21 protein-coding genes are annotated in these 24,232 nt (G+C 38.3%); 20 read left to right on the top strand and 1 reads right to left on the bottom strand.

The genetic code is table 11. The annotated features are described in order from the left end of the window. The first annotated feature begins 126 nt into the window (after nucleotides 1–126). Nucleotides 127–522 (top strand): FxsA family protein, encoded by a 396-nt coding sequence (locus V179_RS0115095; protein ID WP_028392213.1) that lies wholly within the window; start codon nucleotides 127–129, stop codon nucleotides 520–522. Between the two features lie 219 nt (nucleotides 523–741). On the opposite strand, the gene ytvI is transcribed toward V179_RS0115095, so the two are convergent. Next, nucleotides 742–1,869: a sporulation integral membrane protein YtvI gene (gene ytvI, locus V179_RS0115090; RefSeq protein WP_028392212.1), complete on the bottom strand. Its 1,128-nt coding sequence runs from the start codon at nucleotides 1,867–1,869 to the stop codon at nucleotides 742–744. Nucleotides 1,870–2,091: 222 nt separating this feature from the next. Here ytvI and V179_RS0115085 point away from each other — a divergent pair, with 222 nt between their 5' ends. The 19 genes from V179_RS0115085 (at nucleotide 2,092) to V179_RS0114995 (ending at nucleotide 24,225) form a co-directional block, all read left to right on the top strand. Further along, a complete protein-coding gene (locus tag V179_RS0115085) occupies nucleotides 2,092–2,550 on the top strand; it encodes a DUF441 domain-containing protein (RefSeq protein ID WP_028392211.1) in 459 nt (152 codons plus the stop codon). Between the two features lie 461 nt (nucleotides 2,551–3,011). Then, nucleotides 3,012–4,127: a citrate synthase gene (gene citZ / locus V179_RS0115080; protein ID WP_028392210.1), complete on the top strand. Its 1,116-nt coding sequence runs from the start codon at nucleotides 3,012–3,014 to the stop codon at nucleotides 4,125–4,127. A gap of 118 nt (nucleotides 4,128–4,245) precedes the next feature. Continuing rightward, on the top strand, nucleotides 4,246–5,514 hold the full coding sequence (gene icd / locus V179_RS0115075) for an NADP-dependent isocitrate dehydrogenase (protein ID WP_028392209.1): 1,269 nt from the start codon (nucleotides 4,246–4,248) through the stop codon (nucleotides 5,512–5,514). 130 nt (nucleotides 5,515–5,644) lie between these two features. Beyond that, the gene (gene mdh, locus V179_RS0115070; protein ID WP_028392208.1) at nucleotides 5,645–6,580 is read left to right on the top strand and encodes a malate dehydrogenase; all 936 of its coding nucleotides are present in this window, start codon (nucleotides 5,645–5,647) and stop codon (nucleotides 6,578–6,580) included. Between the two features lie 102 nt (nucleotides 6,581–6,682). Further along, on the top strand, nucleotides 6,683–7,150 hold the full coding sequence (locus V179_RS0115065; RefSeq protein WP_028392207.1) for a MaoC/PaaZ C-terminal domain-containing protein: 468 nt from the start codon (nucleotides 6,683–6,685) through the stop codon (nucleotides 7,148–7,150). Between the two features lie 141 nt (nucleotides 7,151–7,291). After that, nucleotides 7,292–7,675 (top strand): VOC family protein, encoded by a 384-nt coding sequence (locus tag V179_RS0115060; protein ID WP_028392206.1) that lies wholly within the window; start codon nucleotides 7,292–7,294, stop codon nucleotides 7,673–7,675. 479 nt (nucleotides 7,676–8,154) lie between these two features. Further along, nucleotides 8,155–8,871 carry a response regulator transcription factor gene (locus V179_RS0115055; RefSeq protein WP_028392205.1) on the top strand — a complete coding sequence of 239 codons (717 nt, stop codon included), beginning with the start codon at nucleotides 8,155–8,157 and terminating at the stop codon, nucleotides 8,869–8,871. Beyond that, nucleotides 8,868–10,634, top strand: coding sequence for a two-component system histidine kinase PnpS (gene pnpS, locus V179_RS0115050; RefSeq protein ID WP_028392204.1), 1,767 nt, complete (start codon nucleotides 8,868–8,870; stop codon nucleotides 10,632–10,634). The genes V179_RS0115055 and pnpS overlap by 4 nt, the downstream gene beginning before the upstream one ends. Before the next feature lie 236 nt (nucleotides 10,635–10,870). Continuing rightward, nucleotides 10,871–11,833 carry an FtsH protease activity modulator HflK gene (gene hflK, locus V179_RS0115045; protein ID WP_028392203.1) on the top strand — a complete coding sequence of 321 codons (963 nt, stop codon included), beginning with the start codon at nucleotides 10,871–10,873 and terminating at the stop codon, nucleotides 11,831–11,833. Then, nucleotides 11,830–12,759 (top strand): protease modulator HflC, encoded by a 930-nt coding sequence (hflC, locus tag V179_RS0115040; RefSeq protein WP_028392202.1) that lies wholly within the window; start codon nucleotides 11,830–11,832, stop codon nucleotides 12,757–12,759. Before hflK ends, hflC begins: the two co-directional genes overlap by 4 nt. A gap of 285 nt (nucleotides 12,760–13,044) precedes the next feature. Continuing rightward, nucleotides 13,045–15,678, top strand: a complete 2,634-nt coding sequence (gene polA / locus V179_RS0115035) for a DNA polymerase I (protein ID WP_028392201.1) — start codon at nucleotides 13,045–13,047, stop codon at nucleotides 15,676–15,678. 108 nt (nucleotides 15,679–15,786) lie between these two features. Continuing rightward, on the top strand, nucleotides 15,787–16,623 hold the full coding sequence (mutM, locus tag V179_RS0115030) for a DNA-formamidopyrimidine glycosylase (protein WP_028392200.1): 837 nt from the start codon (nucleotides 15,787–15,789) through the stop codon (nucleotides 16,621–16,623). A gap of 80 nt (nucleotides 16,624–16,703) precedes the next feature. Then, nucleotides 16,704–17,348, top strand: coding sequence for a sporulation membrane protein YtaF (gene ytaF / locus V179_RS0115025; RefSeq protein ID WP_034301224.1), 645 nt, complete (start codon nucleotides 16,704–16,706; stop codon nucleotides 17,346–17,348). 15 nt (nucleotides 17,349–17,363) lie between these two features. Then, nucleotides 17,364–17,972, top strand: coding sequence for a dephospho-CoA kinase (gene coaE, locus V179_RS0115020; protein WP_028392198.1), 609 nt, complete (start codon nucleotides 17,364–17,366; stop codon nucleotides 17,970–17,972). Between the two features lie 256 nt (nucleotides 17,973–18,228). After that, nucleotides 18,229–19,263: a glyceraldehyde-3-phosphate dehydrogenase gene (locus tag V179_RS0115015; protein ID WP_028392197.1), complete on the top strand. Its 1,035-nt coding sequence runs from the start codon at nucleotides 18,229–18,231 to the stop codon at nucleotides 19,261–19,263. Between the two features lie 771 nt (nucleotides 19,264–20,034). Next, on the top strand, nucleotides 20,035–20,415 hold the full coding sequence (gene speD, locus V179_RS0115010; protein ID WP_028392196.1) for an adenosylmethionine decarboxylase: 381 nt from the start codon (nucleotides 20,035–20,037) through the stop codon (nucleotides 20,413–20,415). A gap of 172 nt (nucleotides 20,416–20,587) precedes the next feature. Continuing rightward, nucleotides 20,588–20,977 (top strand): hypothetical protein, encoded by a 390-nt coding sequence (locus V179_RS0115005; protein ID WP_028392195.1) that lies wholly within the window; start codon nucleotides 20,588–20,590, stop codon nucleotides 20,975–20,977. A 297-nt stretch (nucleotides 20,978–21,274) separates the two neighbouring features. Further along, nucleotides 21,275–21,742, top strand: a complete 468-nt coding sequence (gene nrdR, locus V179_RS0115000) for a transcriptional regulator NrdR (RefSeq protein WP_028392194.1) — start codon at nucleotides 21,275–21,277, stop codon at nucleotides 21,740–21,742. Between the two features lie 1,079 nt (nucleotides 21,743–22,821). After that, nucleotides 22,822–24,225 (top strand): replication initiation and membrane attachment family protein, encoded by a 1,404-nt coding sequence (locus tag V179_RS0114995; RefSeq protein WP_028392193.1) that lies wholly within the window; start codon nucleotides 22,822–22,824, stop codon nucleotides 24,223–24,225. Nucleotides 24,226–24,232 lie beyond the last annotated feature (7 nt).

Below are 24,232 nucleotides of genomic sequence, written 5' to 3'. Positions count from 1 at the left end.
GATGAACGAGGATGTTCAATAAGGATATCCTTATTTGTTTCGAGTAGTTATAGTTAATATTTCATCTCAAATACCGTATAATAGACCTACAGACACCAAAAATGGACTGTGCTGGAGGAATGTTAAATGAAGTACATGATATCTAGTTTACTTGCTCTTACCGTTCTTGAAATTGTCACCCTTTTATTGGCAGGGAAAGTAATGGGGATTGGCGGAACTCTTGTTTTGGTGTTGGGCACTGGTATTCTCGGTGTTTTATTGGCAAAAAAACAAGGAATCGAAACATTAAGAAAAGCTCAGGAACAAATGAAATATGGGGAAGTTCCCGGAGCTGAAATTGTTGAGGGGATCTGTATTTTACTAGGTGGGCTCTTTTTACTGCTACCTGGTCTTGTATCTGATTTAATCGGTTTATTGTTAGTGCTACCATTTACTCGTTCGCTAATTAAACCCGTTATTTTTAGATATATTAGAAATCGGATGCACCGTATGAACCGAGGTAAAGTGACGATTATTAGATAAAAACTCACATACAATAAAATTGAAACCTCAATCAGTGGGGTACTGCCCGTTAATGCAGGTTATATTGGTATTCTAAATAGAATTTAAAAAAAGGATGTCCTAAAAGTCCGGTCTTTCGCTCGCTAGACAGTTTATCGTGTTATACACGCATTTATACTGTCTGGAATAGTAGCAGAGTCTGACACTTTACTTATAGGGCATCCTCTTTTAATTGCCATATCACCGAATTTTTGTTTCATTATTCCCTATGACGAAACGCCAAATTGCTTTAAATACGTTGGCACGATGGAGTGTGTTGATAATAACAAGTACGACAGGACCAAGAATCAATCCGAGAAATCCGATTAATTTATAGCCTACAAATAGAGCTACAAGTGTGGCAAGTGGGTCAATGCCGATACTGGAAGATAGAACTTTCGGTTCAACTAATTGTCGTTGGACCACTACGATGACATATACGACAATTAGCCCTATTGCTAAGTGATAATTTCCGATGATGACTTCATATGCAATCCATGGAATAAAGATTGTTCCTGTTCCTAAGTATGGAATGATATCAATTAAGCCAGAAACTAATGCAATTGTGATGCTATATTCCACTTTCAAAATAAGTAAACCAATCAAGACGGTGACTGTCGTTAATGAGATAAGAGTGAACTGTGCTTTAATAAAACCCACTAACGCCCCTTTCAAATCATGGATTACCTTGCCTGTCCCGAGTAATATTCTAGGCGGAAGTACTTTGTTGCTAAAATGAGCAAGCTTTTTCCAGTCTTTACTGATGAAAAAGGTTGCCAACAAAGAGAAAACTAAGACAGTGGCTGCATTGGGAAACCAGGCAATGAAAGCAGGGATGTTTAAGAGGAATTTTTGAATGAAGCTTCCTACCGATGTGGCTAAATTATCACCGAGATTACGAATGTTGGCTAAAATTGTATCTTGTTGTTGCCCATCAAGGTTATTAAATAACGTAGCGCTTTGATTGTATAAGGGAAGCAGCTGACCGGCGATAAATTCTTCGATAAAACGGATAACAGTTTCTAAATGGCCCGGTACAACTTTAGCCAGGTAGTTTGCTCCTGAAACGATTTCAGTAATTAATAATGTAATTAAACCTGCAAAGACGGAAAGAATGAGCAACAGAGAGAGAAAAACTGCGATGCTTCTTGGTAATCTTGCCTTTAGTTCAAAGAAGTTTACAAGGGGATTCATAAAAAAGGCAAAAATTAATGCGATCATAAAAGGGTACGTATATTTGGATAAGTGGAACAGAACTAAACCGCCAATCATTGCCGCTCCCATTACAATACAGAAGCGGATAAACCGTTGTAAGTAAATCGGATTCAAAAGCCTCACCTTCCGTCAAAACACTATTATTTCAGGTAAATGAGAAATGCGAACTTACTTTTGGATATCTTATATACTATAATTGTACATTTTGAAAGATAGAAAAGAAAGGTAAAATTTTAGATAATTCAGAATGATGGGAAATTACATGTGTTTATAGGAATATTACCGTGTTTTTTGTTATGCTGAGATAATAAGTGAGTCAACTTTAGGAGGGCGAACATGAATGGACCTATCATATTTTTACTGCTTTTATTAGGAATTGGCCTGCTTGCCAAAAACTCATCACTAATGGTCGCGGCAGGATTTTTACTAGTTCTGAAAATGACAGGATTGGACACGAAAATATTTCCCTATCTTTCTGCAAAAGGTATAAATCTTGGCGTTACGGTGATCACAATAGCTGTATTAGTTCCGATAGCAAATGGGTCAATCGGGTTTAAAGAGCTACTGGATGCTCTTAAATCTCCTTATGCCTGGATTGCCCTTGCATCAGGAATAGCGGTGGCTCTTATTGCTAAGAACGGTGTCGTTCTTTTGGCAAATGATCCTCACATTACCGTTGCCCTTGTTTTTGGTACGATACTAGCAGTTGCCTTATTCAAAGGTGTTGCAGTAGGACCATTGATTGGAGCGGGGATTGCCTATTTGTGCATGCAGCTTGTCCAATTTATTAAATGAACAGGAAAAGACGTTGCCCTTTCTTTAAGGGCGTCTTTTTACATGTATGAAATGATTTTAGCGAATTTTGTATTTTTCTAATAAAATAATATTTTTTTCACATTTTCAGTGCTTTCCATTCCCAAAAATCTGAAAATTGTTTATAATAATAAGTGTAATTGCTAACTGATAAAGTTTCTAGAATAGATTGATCATGTATTCTAACGTATCTATCAGTTTTTTTGCAATTATCGGGACTAGCGCTTAGTTGGGAGTTTTACCGCCTTGTTTTAGGGAATATTGAAAGTATCTGTATGATTGCTTCTGTTAAAAAATGTTGATATATTGTGATATCTATCATCTAAAGATTATTGCTCTCTAAAATATATAGGCTTGTTTAACCTCAATTTTCTATTGAAAGCGCTATATTTAGTGAAGTGAAAAGGGGCACAGGGGATATTTAAGAAAAGGAGAGGTTTTGTATGACAGCAACAAAAGGTCTAGAGGGTATCGTAGCAACCACATCAAAGATTAGCTCGATCATTGACGATACGTTGACGTATGCGGGATACGATATCGATGATCTAGCTAAAAATGCTACTTTCGAGGAAGTAATTTACCTGCTTTGGCACGGTAGTCTCCCTACATCAAACCAATTAGCGGAACTTACAAAACAGTTGGCAGATAACGCGGCTATCCCAACTGAAGTTCTCAATCATTTTAAAACATACCCAATCGATAAAGTTCATCCAATGGGAGCATTACGCACTGCCATTTCATTGTTAGGACTATATGATGATGAATCAGACGTAATGACCGATGAAGCAAACTACCGTAAAGCAATCCGTATTCAAGCACAAATTCCTACGGTTGTAACTGCATTTGCTCGGGTTCGCAAAGGGCTAGAACCAGTTGCACCTCGTACCGATTTAAGCTTTGCAGCCAATTTCTTATATATGTTAAGTGGAAAAGAGCCTTCCGCAATTGAAGAGGAAGCATTTAATAAAGCACTTGTACTTCATGCAGATCATGAGTTGAACGCATCTACGTTCACTGCCCGTGTTTGCGTAGCTACTTTGTCTGACATCTATTCTGGCGTAACTGCTGCAATCGGTGCTCTTAAAGGGCCACTTCATGGCGGTGCAAACGAGCAAGTTATGAAAATGCTTACTGAAATTGGTTCTGTTGATCAAGCAGTGCCATATGTCTCAGCTAAGCTAAATAATAAAGAGAAGATCATGGGCTTTGGTCATCGCGTATATCGTAAAGGTGATCCTCGTGCTAAGCATTTGCGCGAAATGTCTAAGAAATTAACAGAGATTACTGGACAACCTGAGTACTATGAAATGTCCATAAAGATTGAAGAGCTGGTCACAAGTCAAAAAAATCTTCCGCCAAATGTCGATTTCTATTCAGCTTCTGTATATCATAGTCTTGGCATTGATCATGATTTATTTACACCAATTTTTGCAGTTAGCCGTACATCTGGTTGGCTCGCTCATATTCTTGAGCAATACTCTAATAACCGTCTAATCCGCCCTCGTGCAGACTATACGGGACCTGGCATGCAAAAATATGTACCAATTGACAAAAGATAAGATAGTATTTTTTATAATTATGTGAATCTGTAGTAAATTAATAGTGATAGGAATTAAAGGTTAGGAGCATTCAGTATGAACTTGCTAATCTTTGATAATGAATCGGAGGTAATCAGACATGACACAAGGTGAAAAAATCGCAGTAACAAATGGAGTACTAAACGTACCAAACAATCCAATTGTACCGTACATTGAAGGGGACGGAATCGGTCCTGATATTTGGGCAGCAGCATCCCGTGTATTAGACGCAGCTGTAGAAAAAGCTTACAACGGCGAGAAAAAAATTGTTTGGAAAGAAGTGTTAGCTGGACAAAAAGCATTTGACCAAACGGGAGAATGGCTTCCAGAAGAAACGCTTAATGTTATTCGCGAGTATTTGATTGCGATTAAAGGACCACTAACTACTCCAATTGGCGGCGGAATTCGTTCATTGAACGTTGCATTGCGACAAGAGCTTGATCTTTTCGTATGTCTTCGTCCTGTCCGTTATTTCGAAGGTGTTCCTTCACCTGTTAAACGTCCAGAAGATACTGACATGGTCATTTTCCGTGAGAACACAGAAGACATCTATGCAGGTATCGAGTATGCAAAAGGATCAGATGAAGTCAAAAAATTAATTGACTTCCTTCAAAATGAAATGGGTGTAAACAAAATCCGTTTCCCTGAAACGTCAGGTATTGGTATTAAACCAGTTTCTGAAGAAGGAACAAAACGTCTTGTACGTGCGGCTCTTAATTACGCAATTAAAGAAGGTCGTTCTTCATTAACTTTAGTACATAAAGGGAATATTATGAAGTTCACAGAAGGCGCATTTAAGAACTGGGGATATGAAATCGCTGAACAAGAGTTTGGTGATAAAGTATTCACTTGGAATCAATATGATCGCATTAAAGAAGCTGAAGGAACAGATGCAGCAAACAAAGCACAAGCTGAAGCTGAAGCAGAAGGCAAAATCATTGTAAAAGATTCGATCGCTGATATCTTCTTGCAACAAATCTTAACTCGTCCGAAAGAATTTGATGTAGTTGCTACAATGAATCTAAACGGAGACTATATTTCTGATGCTCTTGCTGCTCAAGTTGGCGGTATCGGGATTGCTCCTGGAGCAAACATCAACTATGAAACTGGGCATGCTATTTTTGAAGCGACTCACGGTACAGCTCCGAAATATGCAGGACTTGATAAAGTAAACCCTTCATCTGTTCTTCTTTCAGGTGTGCTATTACTTGAACATCTTGGTTGGTCAGAAGCAGCTGCAAGCATTACAGCTTCAGTAGAAAAAACAATTGCTTCTAAAGTTGTAACATATGACTTTGCTCGCCTAATGGACGGTGCTACTGAAGTGAAATGTTCGGAGTTCGCTGACGAACTTATTAAAAACCTATAATTTGCTAATAATACTTCTTTGTGGAGGAGCCGGTGTGTACCGGCTTCTTTTAAAAGAGGTTTTTAAGTGTAACTGGACCTAGAAAAGAAACTGGAAGTTATGATTTTACATAAAGGAAGGGGATATTTTCATGTCAAAACGTAAAAAAATCTCGGTAATCGGTGGCGGTTTTACAGGGGCAACAACTGCGTTTTTTGCTGCACAAAAAGAATTGGGTGACATTGTATTAGTAGATATCCCGCAAATGGAAAATCCGACAAAAGGGAAAGCATTAGATATGCTAGAAGCAAGCCCTGTATTTGGTTTTGATGCAAACATAACAGGTACTTCTGATTATGCAGACACTGCAGATTCTGATATTGTCATCATCACTGCTGGGATTGCTCGTAAACCAGGTATGAGCCGAGATGATTTAGTGCAGACTAATCAAAAAGTTATGACAGCTGTTACGAAAGAAATCGTGAAATATTCTCCGAATTCAACAATAATTGTTTTAACAAACCCGGTTGATGCGATGACATATACAGTATATAAAGAATCTGGTTTTCCGAAAGAACGCGTGATCGGTCAATCAGGAGTTCTTGATACAGCACGTTTCCGTACATTCGTTGCTCAAGAGTTAAACTTGTCTGTTAAAGACGTGACTGGCTTCGTACTAGGTGGTCATGGTGACGATATGGTTCCTCTTGTTCGCTACTCATACGCAGGCGGAATTCCGTTAGAAACGCTTATTCCACAAGATCGTTTAGATGCAATCGTTGCTCGTACACGTACAGGCGGCGGAGAAATCGTAAACCTTCTTGGTAACGGTAGTGCTTATTATGCACCAGCAGCATCTCTTGTAGAAATGGCCGAGGCTATTCTGAAAGATCAACGTCGTGTTCTTCCATCGATTGCATACCTAGAAGGAGAATATGGCTTTGAGGGAATTTATCTTGGAGTTCCTACAGTTCTTGGCGCAGGCGGAATTGAACAAATCATTGAACTTGAATTAACAGAAGATGAAAAAGCAGCACTTTCTAAATCTGTTGACTCGGTTCGCAATGTTATGTCGATTCTCCAATAATTGCCGTAATGTATGTAATTAGACTGTCTAAGTGAGAGAAAAAGATGTGTTTCGTCCGACTCTCGCTTTGGACAGTTTTTTTAAAATCGGACGGAGGTTAAAATGATGATGCTTAAGAAACGAAAACTTGGAAGAAAAATTGAAGAAATTAAAGAAGGCGAAAAGTTGACGCTGACTGAGAAAATGGAAGACAAAGATTTATTGTTGTATTTAGGATTAACGAATGATGCAAACCCCTTATATATTCAACATGATTATGCCTCACAAACTACTTATAAAAAACCGCTTGTTCCGAGTATCATGCTAATCGGTATGGTCACATCAGCTGTCTCCAAATATCTGCCAGGTCCAGGTAGTCATATTTTGTCCCATCATATTGAATTGCCAAATCCGGTCTATCATTATGAAACGATCAAGTTTCTATTTGTAGTAAAAGAAGTAAGGCAACAAGAAAATGAAGTGGTAATTGAAATTGTAGGAGAAAATGAAGAGGGATCTTGTGTGTTGGAAGGATTAATTACAGTTTGTCCTCCAAGCCTATTGAATGGAATGGACGACGATACCTTTTAAAAACTTTTAAAATAGATTGATGAATAGAATGTGTGTTGGGAAGGTGACACAGAATATTCTCCTTGGAATGAATAGATAATAGTAATTTGTTTAAAATGTAGATAGTTAAATGAATGACTAGAAGAACAGGAGAGAAGTAAAATGATTAATATACTGGGTCAAGTTATGCTGTATGTAAATAATCAGGATGAGTCATTGAAGTTTTGGACAGAAAAAGCAGGATTTTACTTAGTTTCGGAGGAAGATAATGGCCAAGGTATGAAGTGGTTTGAAATTGCTCCAACAAAAGACGCGCAAACAAGTATCGTTCTTCACAACAAGGAATTAGTTGCTAAAATGTCACCTGGAGTCAATCTGGAAACACCTTCATTAATGTTTTTCTCCGATAATCTCGATAAACTATATAAGGACTTTACTGATAAATATATTACCGTCGGAGAAATTGTCAATGTTCCTGAAGGAAAAGTATTTAATTTTGCCGATAATGAAGAAAATTATTTTGCCGTAGTGGAAAAAAATAACTAGGTACTACATAGGAAAATTTGTTTCACCTAATAAATGGAGTCAGAGGGACTAAAAAAGTGAATACCACCATACGTCAACTCACCGTCCATAAGCCAGTTGGACGGTGATATCACATATTAAGCATGATAAAGAATCAAACATTCTACAAACACCGGCAAACACCGGCAAACACCAGGACGTGCCTGTAGCTTAGATAAGGCTATAGGATCTTTTACAAATCTCTTCTTTGACCCTTCAAATTCTCTGATAATATATAAGGTGAAGGTCGTACTGCCAAATTTGCGTAAGAAAAGTTCTTCACAATCTCCTCATAAATTTAACTTATATTCAATTTTATCCCGCATCAACAGGAGTGAAATTCCCACTGCTGGAGTTTCACTTTATATTCTTCTTACTCTTTTCCTGTTTTTAAATTATAATGGAAATGGATGATTTGGCTTGTAATGAGTCTTGGGGTAATTTATTTTCGGGAGGAACCTATGTCTAATAAAATTCTCGTAGTGGATGATGAAAAATCAATTGTTACATTACTACAATACAATTTAGAGCAATCGGGTTATTCAGTAATTACTGCTTTAGATGGAGAAGAAGGGTTGAACCGGGCAATTGCTGAAAAACCACAGTTAATTATCCTTGATTTAATGCTTCCAAAACTAGATGGGATTGAAGTTTGTAAGCAACTGCGCCAGCAAAAAATAATGGTGCCAATCTTAATGTTGACAGCGAAAGATGATGAGTTTGATAAAGTGTTGGGGTTGGAACTCGGTGCAGATGATTATATGACCAAGCCATTTAGTCCGAGAGAAGTGGTTGCAAGAATTAAAGCGATTCTCAGAAGATCACAAATTAGTCAGGAATCTGGAGAACCAAAGGAAGAACGCGAAGACGTTTTGCAACTTAATGAATTAGAAATTTACCATGATCGTTACGAAGCCTTTTTTAAGGGAAGGTTACTGGAGTTGACTCCAAAGGAATTCGAATTGTTATTATATCTTGCACAGCATAAGGGAAGAGTCTTAACGAGAGATCAGCTTCTAAGCGCAGTCTGGAATTACGATTTTGCGGGAGATACGAGGATTGTCGATGTGCATATTAGCCATCTTCGAGAAAAAATAGAAGAAGATACAAGAAAGCCAGTCTATATTAAAACAATACGTGGTTTAGGATATAAGCTCGAGGAGCCAAAACCGGAATGACCAAATTCAAGACAAAGCTGTTAGTGGCCATTATCAGCTTGATTATTATTGTCCTTCTGGCAGAGGGGTTACTGCTCGGACAAGTTTTCAAAAACTATTATGTACATACTTTCAATGAAAGAATTGAAAGAGAAACTAGTTTTATCGCCAACTATATTCAGGAACACGGGGGAGTTTCAGAATTTATTCATCAAGGAAAGACAAAAGACTTGGCTAATTTACATGATGATAATTTAACAATTATTAACAATGATGGGCTGATTCTTTATGATGATAATGTAAATCGTAATAGCCATCCAGAACGTCACAAAGACATGGTGAGAAGTATAGCTAAACGTTTGGAAAGTGGCAAGCAGAGTGGAATTGTCGAAGGACCTAAGAGCCTTCAGTACTATTATCAAACGATACAAAAAGGTGGCGCAATTGAGGGTGCTGCCGTATTAAGTAATGAAATAGAAGCCATCGATCAGGTAAATAGTCAAATATGGTGGATTTTGACAATAAGCCTTATCGCGTCACTTTGCATAATTACGATGTTTGCGAGCAAAATTGCTTCTAGATATTCCCGACCTATTGAGGCAGCGGCGACAACCGCGATTGAGCTTGCGGAAGGAAATTATCGTGCAAGAACCTATGAGCGGAGTTCAGATGAAATAGGCATACTTAGCAAATCATTAAATATTTTGGCGAGAAATCTGCAAGAAATGCAAATTGCCAGAGATTTGCATCAAGATCGTTTGGAAACACTTATTGAGAATATTGGTAGTGGTGTATTGCAAATCGATCATAAAGGGCATATTACGATGACAAATCTTGCGTATAAGCAGCAGTTTAATATGGAAGATACTGATTTATTGTACAAAGTTTATTATGAAGTGATTCCATATGCAGAGATTATTGCGATTATTGAAGAAATTTTTATGACGGAAAAAAGCATCAAACGCCAAGTGTTAATTCCGCTGTCAATTGAAAGAAAGCATTTTGAAGTATACGGAGCGCCAATCATCGTAAAAAATGATGAGTGGAAGGGTATCATTATTGTTTTCCATGACATTACCGAATTAAAAAAATTGGAACAAATGCGGAAAGACTTCGTTGCGAATGTGTCTCATGAGTTGAAAACGCCTATCACTTCCATCAAAGGGTTTTCAGAGACGTTGCTAGATGGTGCTTTAAAGGATGAACAAGCCTTATATGATTTTCTAAAGATCATTTTAAGTGAAAGTGATCGACTTCAAGAGCTTATACAAGAATTGTTGGATCTATCAAAAATTGAGCAGCAAGATTTTGTTTTACAAATTGACTCTGTGAATGTTAGTACCATTCTTGAAGAATCGATGGCGATGCTTTGTGGCAAAGCGGAAGAAAAGAATATTACGTTAATTCTTGAAAGTAAGAGCCCTTCTCTATGGGTTGAGGGGGAAGCAAACCGGATTAAACAAATTTTTATCAATCTTATTACGAATGCATTAAACTATACATCAAGTGAAGGCGAAGTAAAGATTGAAGCATCTGAAGACGCAGACAATGTTCGGGTAGCTGTTCAGGATAATGGCATCGGAATTGAAAGTAAGGAATTGCCGCGAATATTTGAACGTTTTTACAGAGTTGATAAGGCTAGAAGTAGGGACTCTGGGGGAACGGGGCTAGGTTTAGCTATAGTAAAACATATTTTGGAAGTTCATAAAGGGAGGATAACAGTCGAAAGCTCCCCTGGGAAAGGAACGACGTTTACAGTTTTCTTAAAGAAACATATTCGCTGATGGAGAAATCAGAATTTACATGATTTTAACAATTTTAATACATCCCGTTTATAAATGGGGTTTACAATGAACTAGAAAACCCCATCATCCAGGGAGCAGATGAGACGAGGACAACCCCATGTCCTCGTCTTTTTTGGCTTTGAAACAATGAGATTTGTAATAAAATTACGAAAATAACGAATCCTTTTCCAATATGTATCGTACATAAGAAGAGGGAGAATAAAGGAGGGGTTTCGTTGGTCAGTTTAAAAAAGATTTACATAACAACTGGATTGACTCTAATCATTATCATATTAGGAATTGTGGCGATTACTACATGGTATACCGTTGATGAATCAGACCAAGCGGTGATCTTAACATTTGGAAAAGTGGATGAAACGATTACTGAACCTGGGTTACATGTGAAAATGCCTTGGCCGATTCAGACCGTTGAGAAAGTATCAAAGGAAACATTCAGCCTGCAATTCGGCTATACCGATAAAGATGGTGTAGTGGAAGATTTACCGAAAGAAACGAAAATGATTACCGGTGATGAAAACATTGTGCTCGCGGATTTAGTCGTTCAATGGAAAATAACCGATCCGCAAAAATATTTATATAACGTAGATAACCCGAACGAACTACTATATGATTCAACATCTGCTGCACTTCGTAGCATTATTGGCAATTCGAGAATCGATGATGCGCTAACGTCTGGAAAAGCTGAAATTGAAGCAAACGTCAGAGAATTGCTTTCCCATTTGATTGAAAAATATGATATTGGGATTTCAGTCCTTGCTGTTAAACTTCAGGATGTAGAGCTTCCAAATGATGAGGTCAGAAAAGCCTTTACAGATGTTACCGATGCACGTGAAACGATGAATACAAAGAATAATGAAGCGAAGAAGTATGAGAACCAGAGAATGAATGAAGCAGAAGGGGAAATTGCAGCGATCAATTCTGCAGCGGAAGGAGAAAAAGCTGCCAGAACCGAGCGTGCTCGCGGGGATGTAGCGGTTTTTAATAAACTATATGCAGAATATAAAAACAGCCCAGATATTACAAGAGAACGTTTAGTGATTGAGACACTTGAGCAAGTCCTGCCAAATGCAGAAATATATATTATGAATGATGACGGGAATACGATGAAATACTTCCCGATCCGTGCACTTGAAAAAGAACAGCCTAAAGCACCAGCTGAAAGTGAGGGAACGGAATGAGTGATAAAGTAGTCGAAATAAATAGTCGCAAAGACTTTGGACCGTGGAGAGGGTATGTGAAAGTCGGGATTTTCTTCGTGATTTTGCTTCTATTATTTGGTATTTTAATCAGTAACGTGTTTATTGTAAAGGAAGGGGAATATCGAGTCGTTCGCCAATTCGGAGAAGTGGTTCGCATTGATAAGACTCCTGGTTTAAAGATCAAGATCCCGTTTATCCAAAGCGTTACAACGTTGCCGAAGTATCAAATGGGCTATGACGTCTCGGAAGCAGAGATTAATACAAGAGATAAAAAGCGAATTATGATCGATAATTATGCGGTTTGGAGAATTGAAGATCCGAAGAAAATGATTACGAATGCGAGAACGATCGAAAGCGCTGAAGCGAGAATGGAAGAATTCATATATTCAGTAGTCCGTACCGAACTTGGGCAATTGAATTACGATGAGATTATCAATGATGAAAAGTCCAGTAGAGGAAGTTTGAATGATCGGATGACGGACAAAGTAAATGAGCTTCTTGAAGACTCGAATTATGGCATTGTAGTGACAGATGTTCGGATTAAACGAACAGATTTGCCAGCGGAGAACGAAGCATCTGTGTTCAAACGGATGATTTCAGAACGTGAATCAACCGCACAACAGTATCTTTCAAAAGGTGACGCAGATAAGAATCGTATTATGGCCGAGACAGACAGAAAGGTTACTGAACTTTTGGCAACTGCAAAGGCAGAAGGTGAAATCATTCGCGCCGAAGGGGAAGCAGAAGCTGCGAAAGTATATAATGCTGCTTTTTCTAAAGATCCTGAATTTTACAGCTTATATCGAACACTTGAATCGTATAAGAAAACGATTGGTGATGAAACGGTTATTATTCTACCGGCGAATTCTCCATACGCAAGTCTGTTAATGGGAAACACTAAATAATGAATTTCCGCAGTAACCCGTTCATTTCTCTTTCTATATCTACTCGTGGTAGAATATAGAGATGGAATGAACGTTTTTTTTGATAAAAAACATCCATGAGAGACTGTTCTATAGCTCGAAGGATGAAAAAGGTTCAGGTACTAAAATGATATCACCTCATGAAGGTGGTGGTGGTACGGAGCTAACTTTGCGAAGCCCCTTCCCATGTCCTTCATACAAAAAACAAGAAAATATACGATAAACTGTTTATAAATCCAATATTTTTGAAAAAAGGAGGATACGAGCTTGAGTAATAAATTAGTGCTTATTGATGGAAACAGTATTGCGTATCGTGCTTTTTTTGCCTTGCCGCTGCTGAATAATGATAAAGGGGTCCATACGAATGCAATCTATGGATTTACGATGATGTTAAATAAGATTTTGGAGGAAGAAAAGCCAACGCATGTACTTGTAGCATTTGATGCTGGGAAAACGACTTTCCGCCACGCATCTTATAAAGAATATAAAGGTGGGCGCCAGAAAACGCCACCCGAGTTGTCTGAGCAATTTCCGTTTATTCGAGAGCTTCTCGACGCATATGGAATATCACGTTATGAGCTTCCGAATTATGAAGCGGACGATATAATCGGTACATTATCACTTTTTGCTGAAAAAGAAAACTACGAAATTAAGATTATCTCTGGAGATAAAGATTTAACTCAATTATCTTCGTCAGCCACAACGGTCGGCATTACGAAAAAGGGCATTACCGATATTGAAGAATACACGCCGGCGCATATTCAAGAAAAATATGGCCTTACACCTGCTCAGATTATTGATATGAAAGGGTTAATGGGAGACGCTTCTGATAACATACCTGGAATTCCTGGTGTTGGCGAAAAAACGGCGCTAAAATTGCTTCATCAATTTCAAACAGTTGAAAATCTGCTGGAATCGATTGATGAGGTTAGTGGGAAGAAACTAAAAGAAAAAATTGAAGACCATAAAGAGCTTGCTGTTTTAAGTAAGGAGCTTGCTACTATTACTCGTGAAGCCCCAATTGAAATCCAATTAAACGATACAATTTTCAATGGCATGAACGAGGAAAAAATCGTGACGATTTATAAAGAGCTCGGATTTAATACATTGCTTGAAAAATTAGATGTTATAGATCCTGGTGAAGAGATTGTTCAAGAAGAAATGGATATAGAGTTGATCACAGAGATTAAAGAAGAAATGTTGACTGCTGAAACAGCTCTATATATCGAAATTCTCGATGATAATTATCATCGTGGAGATATTATCGGTATTAGTCTTGCGAATGAAAAGGGAAATTTTTATATACATGGTGATGCGGTCACCCACTCAGAAATTTTTAAAAGCTGGGCCGAAAATGAATCGTATAAGAAATTCGTTCATGATGCAAAACGCTCGATTGTTTCGCTAAGTAGAAGAGGGATTGAATTAAAAGGAATTGATTTTGATTTATATTTAGCAAGTTATGTACTTAACCCCCAAGAATCGGTTGAAGATGTTGCAGCTATTGCAAAAGTTCAAAAGCGCCCCATGCTTTTGTCTGATGAAGTTTTTTATGGGAAAGGGGCAAAACGTTCGATCCCTAACCAAGATGCCTTGGCTGATTTTATCGGGCGGAAAGCAAGGTCAATTTTGACATTAAAGGATGAAATGATTGCCGACCTTGAGGAAAACGAGCAAGATGCCTTGTTAACTGATTTAGAATTGCCGCTCTCAATCATTCTTGCCAAGATGGAATTACAAGGGATCAAGGTCGATGTCAAACGCCTAAAGGATATGGGACAAGAGTTGTCACAACGTTTACAAGCTATTGAGGGAAAGATTTTTAGTTTAGCTGGTGAGGCTTTCAATATTAATTCGCCTAAACAGCTTGGCGTAATCTTATTTGAAAAGCTGCAATTGCCAGTGATGAAGAAAACGAAAACGGGTTATTCAACTTCAGCGGATGTTTTGGAAAAACTGGAAAACAAGCATGAAATCGTTCGTGAAATTTTACATTACCGTCAGCTTGCTAAGTTACAATCAACCTATGTTGAAGGTTTGTTAAAGGTAGTCGGTTTTTCAGAGCTCGACAAAGTTCATACAAGATTCAATCAAGCATTAACCCAAACAGGGAGACTAAGCTCAACAGATCCTAATTTACAAAATATCCCGATTCGATTAGAAGAGGGTAGGAAAATTAGACAAGCGTTTATTCCTTCAAAAAAAGACTGGCTTATTTTTGCCGCTGATTATTCGCAGATTGAATTGCGGGTACTTGCGCATATTGCCAATGATCAAGCGATGATCGAAGCGTTCCGTTCTGATATGGATATTCATACGAAAACTGCTATGGATGTGTTTCATGTTGGAAAAGATGATGTAACTTCAAATATGCGTCGTCAAGCAAAAGCCGTTAATTTTGGTATCGTTTATGGAATTAGTGACTATGGTTTGTCTCAAAGCCTAGGGATTACCCGAAAAGAAGCGGGAGTGTTTATTGAGAAGTATTTAAAGAGTTTTCCAGGGGTGCAGGAATATATGCATGAAAGCATATTTGAAGCGAATCAAAAAGGGTATGTTAATACGCTTTTAAACCGCCGTCGCTACATTCCAGAAATTACGAGCAAAAACTTTAATATAAGAAGCTTTGCAGAACGGACGGCAATGAATACGCCGATTCAAGGGAGCGCTGCTGATATTATTAAGCTTGCGATGATTAATATGGCGGAACGAATTGAACAGGAAAATCTAAAAACAAACATGCTGCTACAAGTACACGATGAACTAATCTTCGAAGCGCCGCCTGAAGAAATTGATATCCTAATGAAGATTGTCCCAGAAGAAATGGAACGTGCGATTGAGCTGAATGTTCCGTTAAAAGTAGACTACTCTTATGGTCCGACATGGTTTGATGCGAAATAATAAGAAAAGCGGAAGTGGTTGCTATAAGTCGTGTCAACTAAGTTCGTTATTTCCTATGAAAAAGCTAAATTGGTTTAGCGACCAAACAATTGAAAAGGGGGAGAAGTGATGCCGGAACTTCCAGAGGTTGAAACGGTTAGGCGCACATTAGAGGCACTCGTCATTGGGAAGGAGATCCGAGAGGTGTCGGTATTTTGGCCGAAAATCATTAAGGCTCCCGAGCAAGTCGAGCAATTTACAGATGCACTTCAAGGACAAACGATTCATGAGATCCATCGTCGTGGGAAATTTCTTATTTTTCAGCTTGACGATTATGCGATGGTATCTCATTTAAGAATGGAAGGGAAATATGGTGTCTACGAGAAAGAAGTGCCATATGATAAACATACACATGTGCTTTTTACCTTCACGGATGGCACGGAACTTCGCTATCAGGATGTTCGGAAATTCGGCACGATGCATTTGTTTGCAAAAGGCGAGGAAATGAATCAACTTCCACTTGTACAATTAGGTCCAGAACCGTTGTCTCGTGAATTCACGATCGATGGACTTACCGAAAAGCTTCGAAAAACGAATCGTAAAATCAAAATGGTTTTACTAGATCAAACCGTTGTAGTTGGCATTGGCAATATATACGTGGACGAGTCATTATTCCGCGCAGGAATTCATCCGGAGCGAATTGCTTCATCATTATCAGAAGAAGAAATAGCTCGTCTGCATCACGAAATTATTGCTACTTTATCAGAGGCTGTTAATAAAGGCGGGAGTACGATTCGTTCGTACATTAATTCACAAGGTCAAATCGGCATGTTTCAGCTTGATTTATTCGTGTACGATCGAAAAGGAAAAGCGTGCAAACGATGTAATACCACGCTTGAAAAATATAAAGTAGGTGGCAGAGGTACTCATATTTGTCCTACATGCCAGCCGCTTCGTTCGAATTAATTTATCTAGGTAAACACACATCGGATATGCCCCATCCATATACTATCCTAGCAACTTGAATGGAAGGGGCATACGTTTCGATGTGGCTACAATTAATAATTCTTGCCTTTGCGGTAAGCATGGATGGTTTTGGTGTTGGTATGACCTTTGGTATGAGGAAAATGAGCATTCCGTTTAAATCCATTGCCGTTATAGCGAGTTGTTCAGCATTAAGCGTCGGCATGGCGATGATTATTGGTGATTTTATTATGAGGTTTATCTCTGTAGAAGCAGCAGCTAAAACGGGTGGGATCATCTTAGTCCTACTTGGAAGTTGGATTTTATTTCAGTATTTTCGTTCAAAAAGGCGGGTAGAAGAAGAGCAAACAATTGATACTGAGAAAATACTTTTTAATTTTGAAATCAAATCACTAGGAGTAGCGATTAATATTTTACAAAAACCGATGAATGCCGATTTTGATAAATCAGGTACGATTACAGGTGTAGAAGCAATAGTCTTAGGTTTTGCCCTCTCTCTTGATGCATTTGGGGCGGGTATTGGCGCGGCAATGCTTGGCGTTTCTCCATTCATTCTTTCGATTTGCATCGCATTAATGAGTTCTTTATTTTTATGGAGCGGCTTGCAAAGTGGTAAATTACTATCGTCAAATAAAGTTATGCAGCATTTATCCTACTTACCAGGAGTCTTATTAATTATTATTGGTCTTTGTAAATTAATATTGTAGAAATAGGGGTTGGGCATGCGACAGGTAATTGGAATTACGGGCGGTATTGCAAGTGGCAAAAGCAGTATTAGCCAATTTATTCAGGAAGAGCTAGGTTTTACAATTATTGATGCAGACATTGCGGCAAGAGAAGTGGTCGAACCGGGGCAAGATGCTTATCAAGAAATTATCCAGGTATTTGGCAACGAGCTACTTCTACCAGATACTTCAATAGATCGCGCGAAACTTGGCGGTATTATTTTTCATGACGAAAAGAAGAGATTGCAGCTTAATAACATTGTTCACCCAGCTGTAAGAAAAAGAATGCTAAAGCAAAAAGAAACGGCGTTTGATTTAGGGGAGCAGGTCATATTCATGGATATTCCTCTTTTGTTTGAAAGTAATTTAACACATATGGTAGATAAAACGATTTTAATCTATGTGGATGAGCAGATCCAACTCGAACGTTTAATGAAACGCAATGGTTTAAGCGAGGCAGACGCTAAAGCTAGAATTGATTCGCAAATGCCGTTAGCTGAAAAGAAAGAACTGGCTGATGTCGTAATTAATAATAATGGATCACTTCTAGAAGCACAGAAACAAGTAAAGCAAGTTTTGGTTGAGTGGGAAGTTATAGAAGCTTAAAATAAGCTTCTTTTTTTTGAATAAAATCCAATTTTAAGATGATTTTTGGGTTTTGGCGGGTAATTATTCATCAGAATAAGGAATGAGAAGATGACTAATATAGTATAGCCCTTAGCTGGTGAAATATGATTTTTGATGATGAGGAAAAAAATATTAGAGAATCTTGTATTTTATTAACGCTTTCAATTTAAATATGTTATACTAATTTTAAAATTATGATAAAAAGTATAACATTAATTCAAGGGGGTTTGAAATTATGAGCACAAGAATCGCGATTAACGGTTTTGGAAGAATAGGGAGAATGGTTTTTCGTCAGGCTATTGTAGATAATGATCTCGTTGTAACAGCAATTAATGCAAGTTATCCAGCTGAAACGTTAGCACATTTAATTAAATATGATACAATTCATGGGAAATTCGAAGGGGATGTTTTTGCAGAGCAGGATGCCATTATTGTAAATGGTCGTCGAGTTCAATTGCTCAATAATCGTGATCCGAAGCTGCTTCCGTGGAAAGAATTAGATGTTGATATCGTGATTGAGGCAACTGGGAAATTTAATCACCGTGAGAAAGCAGCTCTTCATATTGAAGCAGGTGCAAAAAAAGTTGTCTTAACAGCCCCAGGGAAAAATGAAGACGTCACGATCGTCATGGGTGTTAATGAAGATATACTTGATGTTAATCATCATTTTGTTATATCAAATGCATCTTGTACGACCAATTGTCTTGCACCTGTTGCGAAAATTTTGGATGAACAGTTCGGTATTGAAAATGGGTTGATGACAACGGTCCATGCCTACACAAATGATCAAAAGAATCTCGATAATCCACATAAGGATTTAAGACGAGCTCGCGCTTGTGGACAAAGTATTATTCCAACAAGCACTGGAGCGGCAAAGGCATTATCGCTCGTGTTACCGCAATTAACTGGGAAAATACATGGTATGGCGCTCCGGGTACCAACGCCGAACGTGTCGCTTGTAGACCTTGTTGTAGACGTTCGATGTGATGTAACTGTGGAAGAAGTAAATGATGCCTTCCGTAAAGCTTCAGAAGGTGCTTTTGCAGGGATTTTAGAAATTTCAATGGAGCCACTTGTATCGATAGATTTTAATACAAGTCCACAATCGGCAACGATTGATGGTTTATCAACGATGGTTATTGGTCAACGAAAAATTAAAGTACTAGCATGGTATGACAACGAATGGGGATATTCGAAACGTGTCGTAGACCTTGTGAAATTAGTAGGTACAAAAATGAAAAGCCTTTCAAAAGTGATGGTGCATAGTTAAATGAAGGATAAGTAGATTTTTGTCTACGGCTCTTTTCGTAAAGATTGTTGTTTTTAGCAAGAAACCAATTCGAACAGATGTTGATCTTCGTTACAGGTGCGAGACTCCTGCGGGAAAAGCGTGTTGAGGGAGACCACGCAAGTGCAAAGCACTGAGGAGGCTTCTGAGACCGCCCGCGGAAAGCGAGGACCTGCAACGGAAATCACCCCGGGTTATTAGTGTAAAAACGATTGAAAAGCAACAAAGTATGTGAAAACTTCCTTTCGTAAAGACTGTAGTTTTTAGCAAGTGTTGATTGTAGTTAATATACGAGGCTCCTGAGACCGCCCGTGGAAAGCGAGTATCTGTAACGGAAATCAACCCAGGATAGTAGTGTAAATATAATTTATTTTCACAAAGTAGACGAAAACAGTCTAGTATAAATAATGAAATAGAGAAAATGCTAAATGCAGTAGGCTATTCGTTTGAACGGACTTTTCAGTGCCCTCAAATTATGAAGGCACTTTTTTATTTTTGAAAATTTGAAGTTTAATATTGTTAGAAAGAATGGCATATAAGCCTTCACGTAATTTAAATTTTTAAATAAAATAAAAAAACGCTGTTGCAAAATTTTTTGAAACAAAGTATACTAACAATCGTGAACTTCTTGAATAAGAGTCCATAATGGCTACTTAAAGGGTTAGGACCTCTTTGGACTAACTTTCCCCCGTGGTAGTTATTGGTAGAATAGTATTCTACAGAATTCTTAATCATGTAAAGGGGGAATAGTAGATGGAAACAATGGGTAGACATGTAATTTCTGAGCTTTGGGGCTGTGACTTTGAAAAACTAAATGATATGGATTATATTGAAAGAGTTTTTGTGGATGCTGCGTTAAAATCAGGTGCTGAGGTACGTGAGGTAGCGTTTCATAAATTCGCACCGCAGGGAGTTAGCGGGGTTGTCATTATATCTGAGTCACACTTAACTATTCATAGTTTTCCGGAACACGGATATGCTAGCATTGATGTGTATACATGCGGAGATTTAAATCCGAATGTTGCTGCTAATTATATTGCAGACGCGTTGAATGCAGAAATTCGCGAAAACATGGAGCTTCCGCGAGGTATGGGTCCTGTTTCAGTGAAAAAAAGTGAAGTAAGTGCTATATAATTTTGGCTAGTACAAGAGGTGCAAATGATGCATCTCTTTTTTGATTATATGATAATTTGTTTTATTAAAGAAGTTTGTGTATTTGTTCAGATGAGGTATTAGTTTTCAATGAGTTTTACTGTTAAGTCGTGTATAATATAAGGTAAAAAGAGATATGAGGATGATTTAGAGTATGGGTTGGTTGAAAACGTTTACGAATCGATTTAGTCAGCAATGTGAATCAAGTGAACATCATCATGATGCAGAACTGAAAACTCGTTATTATAAAAGTAATTTTGAACAGACAATACGTGTTATTGAAGAGATTTTTGGCAATAAGCAACAATATGAGATCAAGTCGGTTTCAAAAGAGCACGGGGAGATTTTTGTCCATTCCAAACAATCACCGGCTTTGGACATCATCATTACGATTATTACCGTTAGGCCTCTAGAAACTGCTGTTGATTTTACTGTATCCACAGAAAAATGGTCTCCGATTGGAATTAATAAGTTATTAAAAAAACAAATCCTTGCTGCGTATGAAACTCTTGATCAAAAGCTTCCTTCCATTCGTACCAAATAGTGGGACATGAGTTTGAACGAATACTCTTGTGCTAGTAGGGAGTTTTATATAAGATGGATATATTAAAAAGTGAGTACATCTATTACTGGGTGTCTCGCTGCCTGCTAATGTGGGATGAAACATAATTTTGGGAAACGACGTTTTTATCCCGATTTTTTCCAGCAGTAATACTTGTGAGAGAATCAACAAAAATAGGTTGGGGATAAACAGCCTGTAAATCGCTGAATGGTGGGCTGACCCTCAGTGGGAATGGTTTCACTTTATCGGGAATATTACATAATACGGAGCTGATTAACTGTGAAATGTCCATCATGCCAATATAATGGGACTAGAGTGCTTGACTCCCGACCAGTCGATGAAAGCCGTTCGATTCGCCGCAGACGTGAATGTGAGAAATGTAGCTATCGGTTTACAACATTCGAAAAAGTGGAGGAAACTCCGCTCATCGTTGTGAAGAAAGACGGTACGCGTGAAGAATTCAGTCCTGACAAAATTCTTCGTGGTTTAATTAGGGCTTGTGAGAAACGCCCTGTACCGCTCAAAGAATTAGAAGACATTACGAGCACGATTGAAAAGGAACTAAGAAATGAAGCCGCTTCTGAAGTGAAAAGTGATTTAGTTGGTGAAATGGTCATGAATAAGCTTGCGACTGTTGATGAAGTGGCCTATGTCCGCTTTGCTTCTGTGTATCGCCAATTCAAAGACATCAATGTATTTATTGATGAGTTAAAAGACTTAATAGATAAAGAGCGGAATCAGAGCTAAAGGGCTATTAACTTTGGCTCTTTTTTCACTATCGATATAAAGTGAACCTTATATCAATAGGGGGTTTCTTCTGAATCCCTTTCTACTGTCGCTATGATCTTCGCTACTGCTTCGATCAATCGACAGTACGAATCGATTCAACGAACTCAGACTAAGTACGCCGCGTGCTCATGTCTTCTTCTGAGTACCCACAGCCTGTGGGCCTCAACTATACTTTTGAAAACCAAAAAGGCGAGTTTCACTGTATCTCACCAATCGGGCTTTTGCGTCAAAAAGCGAGGCGACTGATGTGGGAACGTCACCTAAGATCGCATACGTCCTGTGATAGTCACAAGCATATGATGGAACACGGCGTGGCGTAGTTTGGACCTTAAGTAGGGCTAGAAGACGCAACTAGATTAGGCAGTTATCCCCCACCTACGCTTCTTCGATTTTGAGGTGGGGGGGACTGCCCGTTAATGCGGGATAAAGTGACCCTCACAACAGTAGTGGGTACTTCAGGTATAGAAATGCGAGTGCTGTATGGACGATCTAGTATTGTGATTTATGCAACAGAATGGTACATTACTATTCTGTATTCCATCAAAAACTGAGCACATTCATTCAACATACATCCGTTTTTTTATAGGCTCTTTTCGTAAAGATTGTTGTTTTTAGCAAGAAACCAATTCGAACAGATGTTGATCTTCGTTACAGGTGCGAGACTTCTGCGGGCAAAGCGTGTTGAGGGAGACCCCGCAAGTGCAAAGCACTGAGGAGGCTTCTGAGACCGCCTCTACAACGGAAATCAACCCGGGTTATTAGCGTAAAAATGATTGAAAAGCAACAAAGTATGTGGAAACAGCCTTTTTATAAGATTTGATATCTATTGTACGCAGTATAAACTGAGTATATTAACTTTTGGGTTATGAAGGGTATGAGAACGGGGCTTCGTGACCTACTAATTGGCCCTCGAAAAATGGTTCCGTACCGCCGCTATTGTAATGAGGCGATTGTAGCGTGCTACATGATTTATCCTTCATGGTAATTGGTGGACTGTTAATGCTATAAAGGTTTTTTTAAGAAAGGTCTGAAGGAAGATGTCTAACACTTGGCAGGAATTACTTCCTGTTGATCGATATACCGTTTCATCGACAGGGTTGCTTCACGATTATGATCGTAAAGTAATGACGTTGCTGTATCAACCGCTTATCGGTCCGATCTGCACTAGTTTATATATGACATTGTGTAGTGAATTGGAAGAAAATCGACTTTGGTCCCAATCTTCCTTGCATTACAACTTAATGAACACAATGGGCTTGAATTTAAACGAAATTTATGCGGCAAGAAATAAATTAGAAGGTATCGGTCTTTTGAATGTATACCGCAAAAAAACAGAAGAAGGAAAACAATTTATCTATGAGTTGAATCCGCCTTTAACACCGAAGCAATTTTTCAATGATGGGATGTTGAATGTATATTTGTTTAAAAAAATTGGCAAGGTCCATTTCAATCGTTTGAAAAATTTCTTTAGTGATGGCGCGATACCAACCAATGAATATGTACAAGTAACGAAGAGCTTTACCGATATTTTTGCGTCCGATCAACAGACATCTCTGTATGTGTCAGATGAAGGAGAAGAAGAATTAAATCTTGAACAAGAGAAGCGTTTTATAGGTCGACAGGATGGCAAAGAACTTGAAGGTTTTAAAGAAGACTTTAATTTCGATTTATTGTATTCTGGGGTAAAACCATCTCAAATCACCCGTAAAGCTTTCACGCCCAATGTTCAAGATACGATTGCCAAGCTATCGTTTCTATATGGGATTGATGTATTAGATATGCAAAAACTCGTCATTAGTGCTGCTGATATCAACAATGAAATTGATATTGAAACATTGCGGAAATCTGCGCGTGATTGGTATCAAATCGAGTCGCAAAATCAATTGCCAACTTTAATGGACCGCATACAGCCTGAACGGGATCGAACTCAATCAAGTGAGCCGAAAACAAAGGAAGAAGAATATATAAGACATCTTGAAATGATTTCACCAAGAGAGCGACTCAGGCAGCTTTCTGGTGGGGCAGAACCGACAAAGGCTGATTTGCAAATTATTGAGGGAATTCTTTTTAATCAAAAATTAAACCCTGGTGTTGTAAATGTCTTAATTGAATATGTGATGCTAAAGACCGATATGAAGCTAACGAAAGCCTATATGGAAAAAATTGCTTCACATTGGACAAGGAAAAATGTGATAACCGTCAAGGCGGCGATGGAACTTGCTAAAAATGAACATCGTCAATACCAAGAATGGGCCAAAACGAAAAAAGAAGGCAAAACAGCAACAAGAAAAGCGGTTCGAACGGAAGTTGTGCCTGAGTGGTTGAATAAAGAGAAAGACAGTGAAAAAGAAGGAAAGACAACCACTAAATTGAATGAGCAATCGGCGGAACGACTACGCAAGATTGAAGAGTCATTAGGAATTTTGAAAGACAGGGGGTGAGGTACGC

The organism is Bacillus cihuensis, from assembly GCF_000504145.1.
Taxonomy (GTDB): Bacteria; Bacillota; Bacilli; order Bacillales; family DSM-1321; genus Peribacillus; species Peribacillus huizhouensis.
The sequence above is the reverse complement of the archived record's forward strand: the minus strand, read 5'-3'. Positions and strand labels throughout refer to the sequence as shown.

Excerpts from the sequence above, each read along its gene's own strand:
- coaE (WP_028392198.1), top strand. The coding sequence starts at position 17,364 with ATGCGACAGGTAATTGGAATTACGGGCGGTATTGCAAGTGGCAAAAGC.
- V179_RS0115085 (WP_028392211.1), top strand. The coding sequence starts at position 2,092 with ATGAATGGACCTATCATATTTTTACTGCTTTTATTAGGAATTGGCCTG.
- V179_RS0115095 (WP_028392213.1), top strand. The coding sequence starts at position 127 with ATGAAGTACATGATATCTAGTTTACTTGCTCTTACCGTTCTTGAAATT.
- speD (WP_028392196.1), top strand. The coding sequence starts at position 20,035 with ATGGAAACAATGGGTAGACATGTAATTTCTGAGCTTTGGGGCTGTGAC.
- icd (WP_028392209.1), top strand. The coding sequence starts at position 4,246 with ATGACACAAGGTGAAAAAATCGCAGTAACAAATGGAGTACTAAACGTA.
- V179_RS0115060 (WP_028392206.1), top strand. The coding sequence starts at position 7,292 with ATGATTAATATACTGGGTCAAGTTATGCTGTATGTAAATAATCAGGAT.
- V179_RS0115065 (WP_028392207.1), top strand. The coding sequence starts at position 6,683 with ATGATGATGCTTAAGAAACGAAAACTTGGAAGAAAAATTGAAGAAATT.
- hflC (WP_028392202.1), top strand. The coding sequence starts at position 11,830 with ATGAGTGATAAAGTAGTCGAAATAAATAGTCGCAAAGACTTTGGACCG.
- ytaF (WP_034301224.1), top strand. The coding sequence starts at position 16,704 with ATGTGGCTACAATTAATAATTCTTGCCTTTGCGGTAAGCATGGATGGT.
- citZ (WP_028392210.1), top strand. The coding sequence starts at position 3,012 with ATGACAGCAACAAAAGGTCTAGAGGGTATCGTAGCAACCACATCAAAG.
- pnpS (WP_028392204.1), top strand. The coding sequence starts at position 8,868 with ATGACCAAATTCAAGACAAAGCTGTTAGTGGCCATTATCAGCTTGATT.
- mdh (WP_028392208.1), top strand. The coding sequence starts at position 5,645 with ATGTCAAAACGTAAAAAAATCTCGGTAATCGGTGGCGGTTTTACAGGG.
- V179_RS0115055 (WP_028392205.1), top strand. The coding sequence starts at position 8,155 with ATGTCTAATAAAATTCTCGTAGTGGATGATGAAAAATCAATTGTTACA.
- mutM (WP_028392200.1), top strand. The coding sequence starts at position 15,787 with ATGCCGGAACTTCCAGAGGTTGAAACGGTTAGGCGCACATTAGAGGCA.
- V179_RS0115015 (WP_028392197.1), top strand. The coding sequence starts at position 18,229 with ATGAGCACAAGAATCGCGATTAACGGTTTTGGAAGAATAGGGAGAATG.
- V179_RS0114995 (WP_028392193.1), top strand. The coding sequence starts at position 22,822 with ATGTCTAACACTTGGCAGGAATTACTTCCTGTTGATCGATATACCGTT.
- V179_RS0115005 (WP_028392195.1), top strand. The coding sequence starts at position 20,588 with ATGGGTTGGTTGAAAACGTTTACGAATCGATTTAGTCAGCAATGTGAA.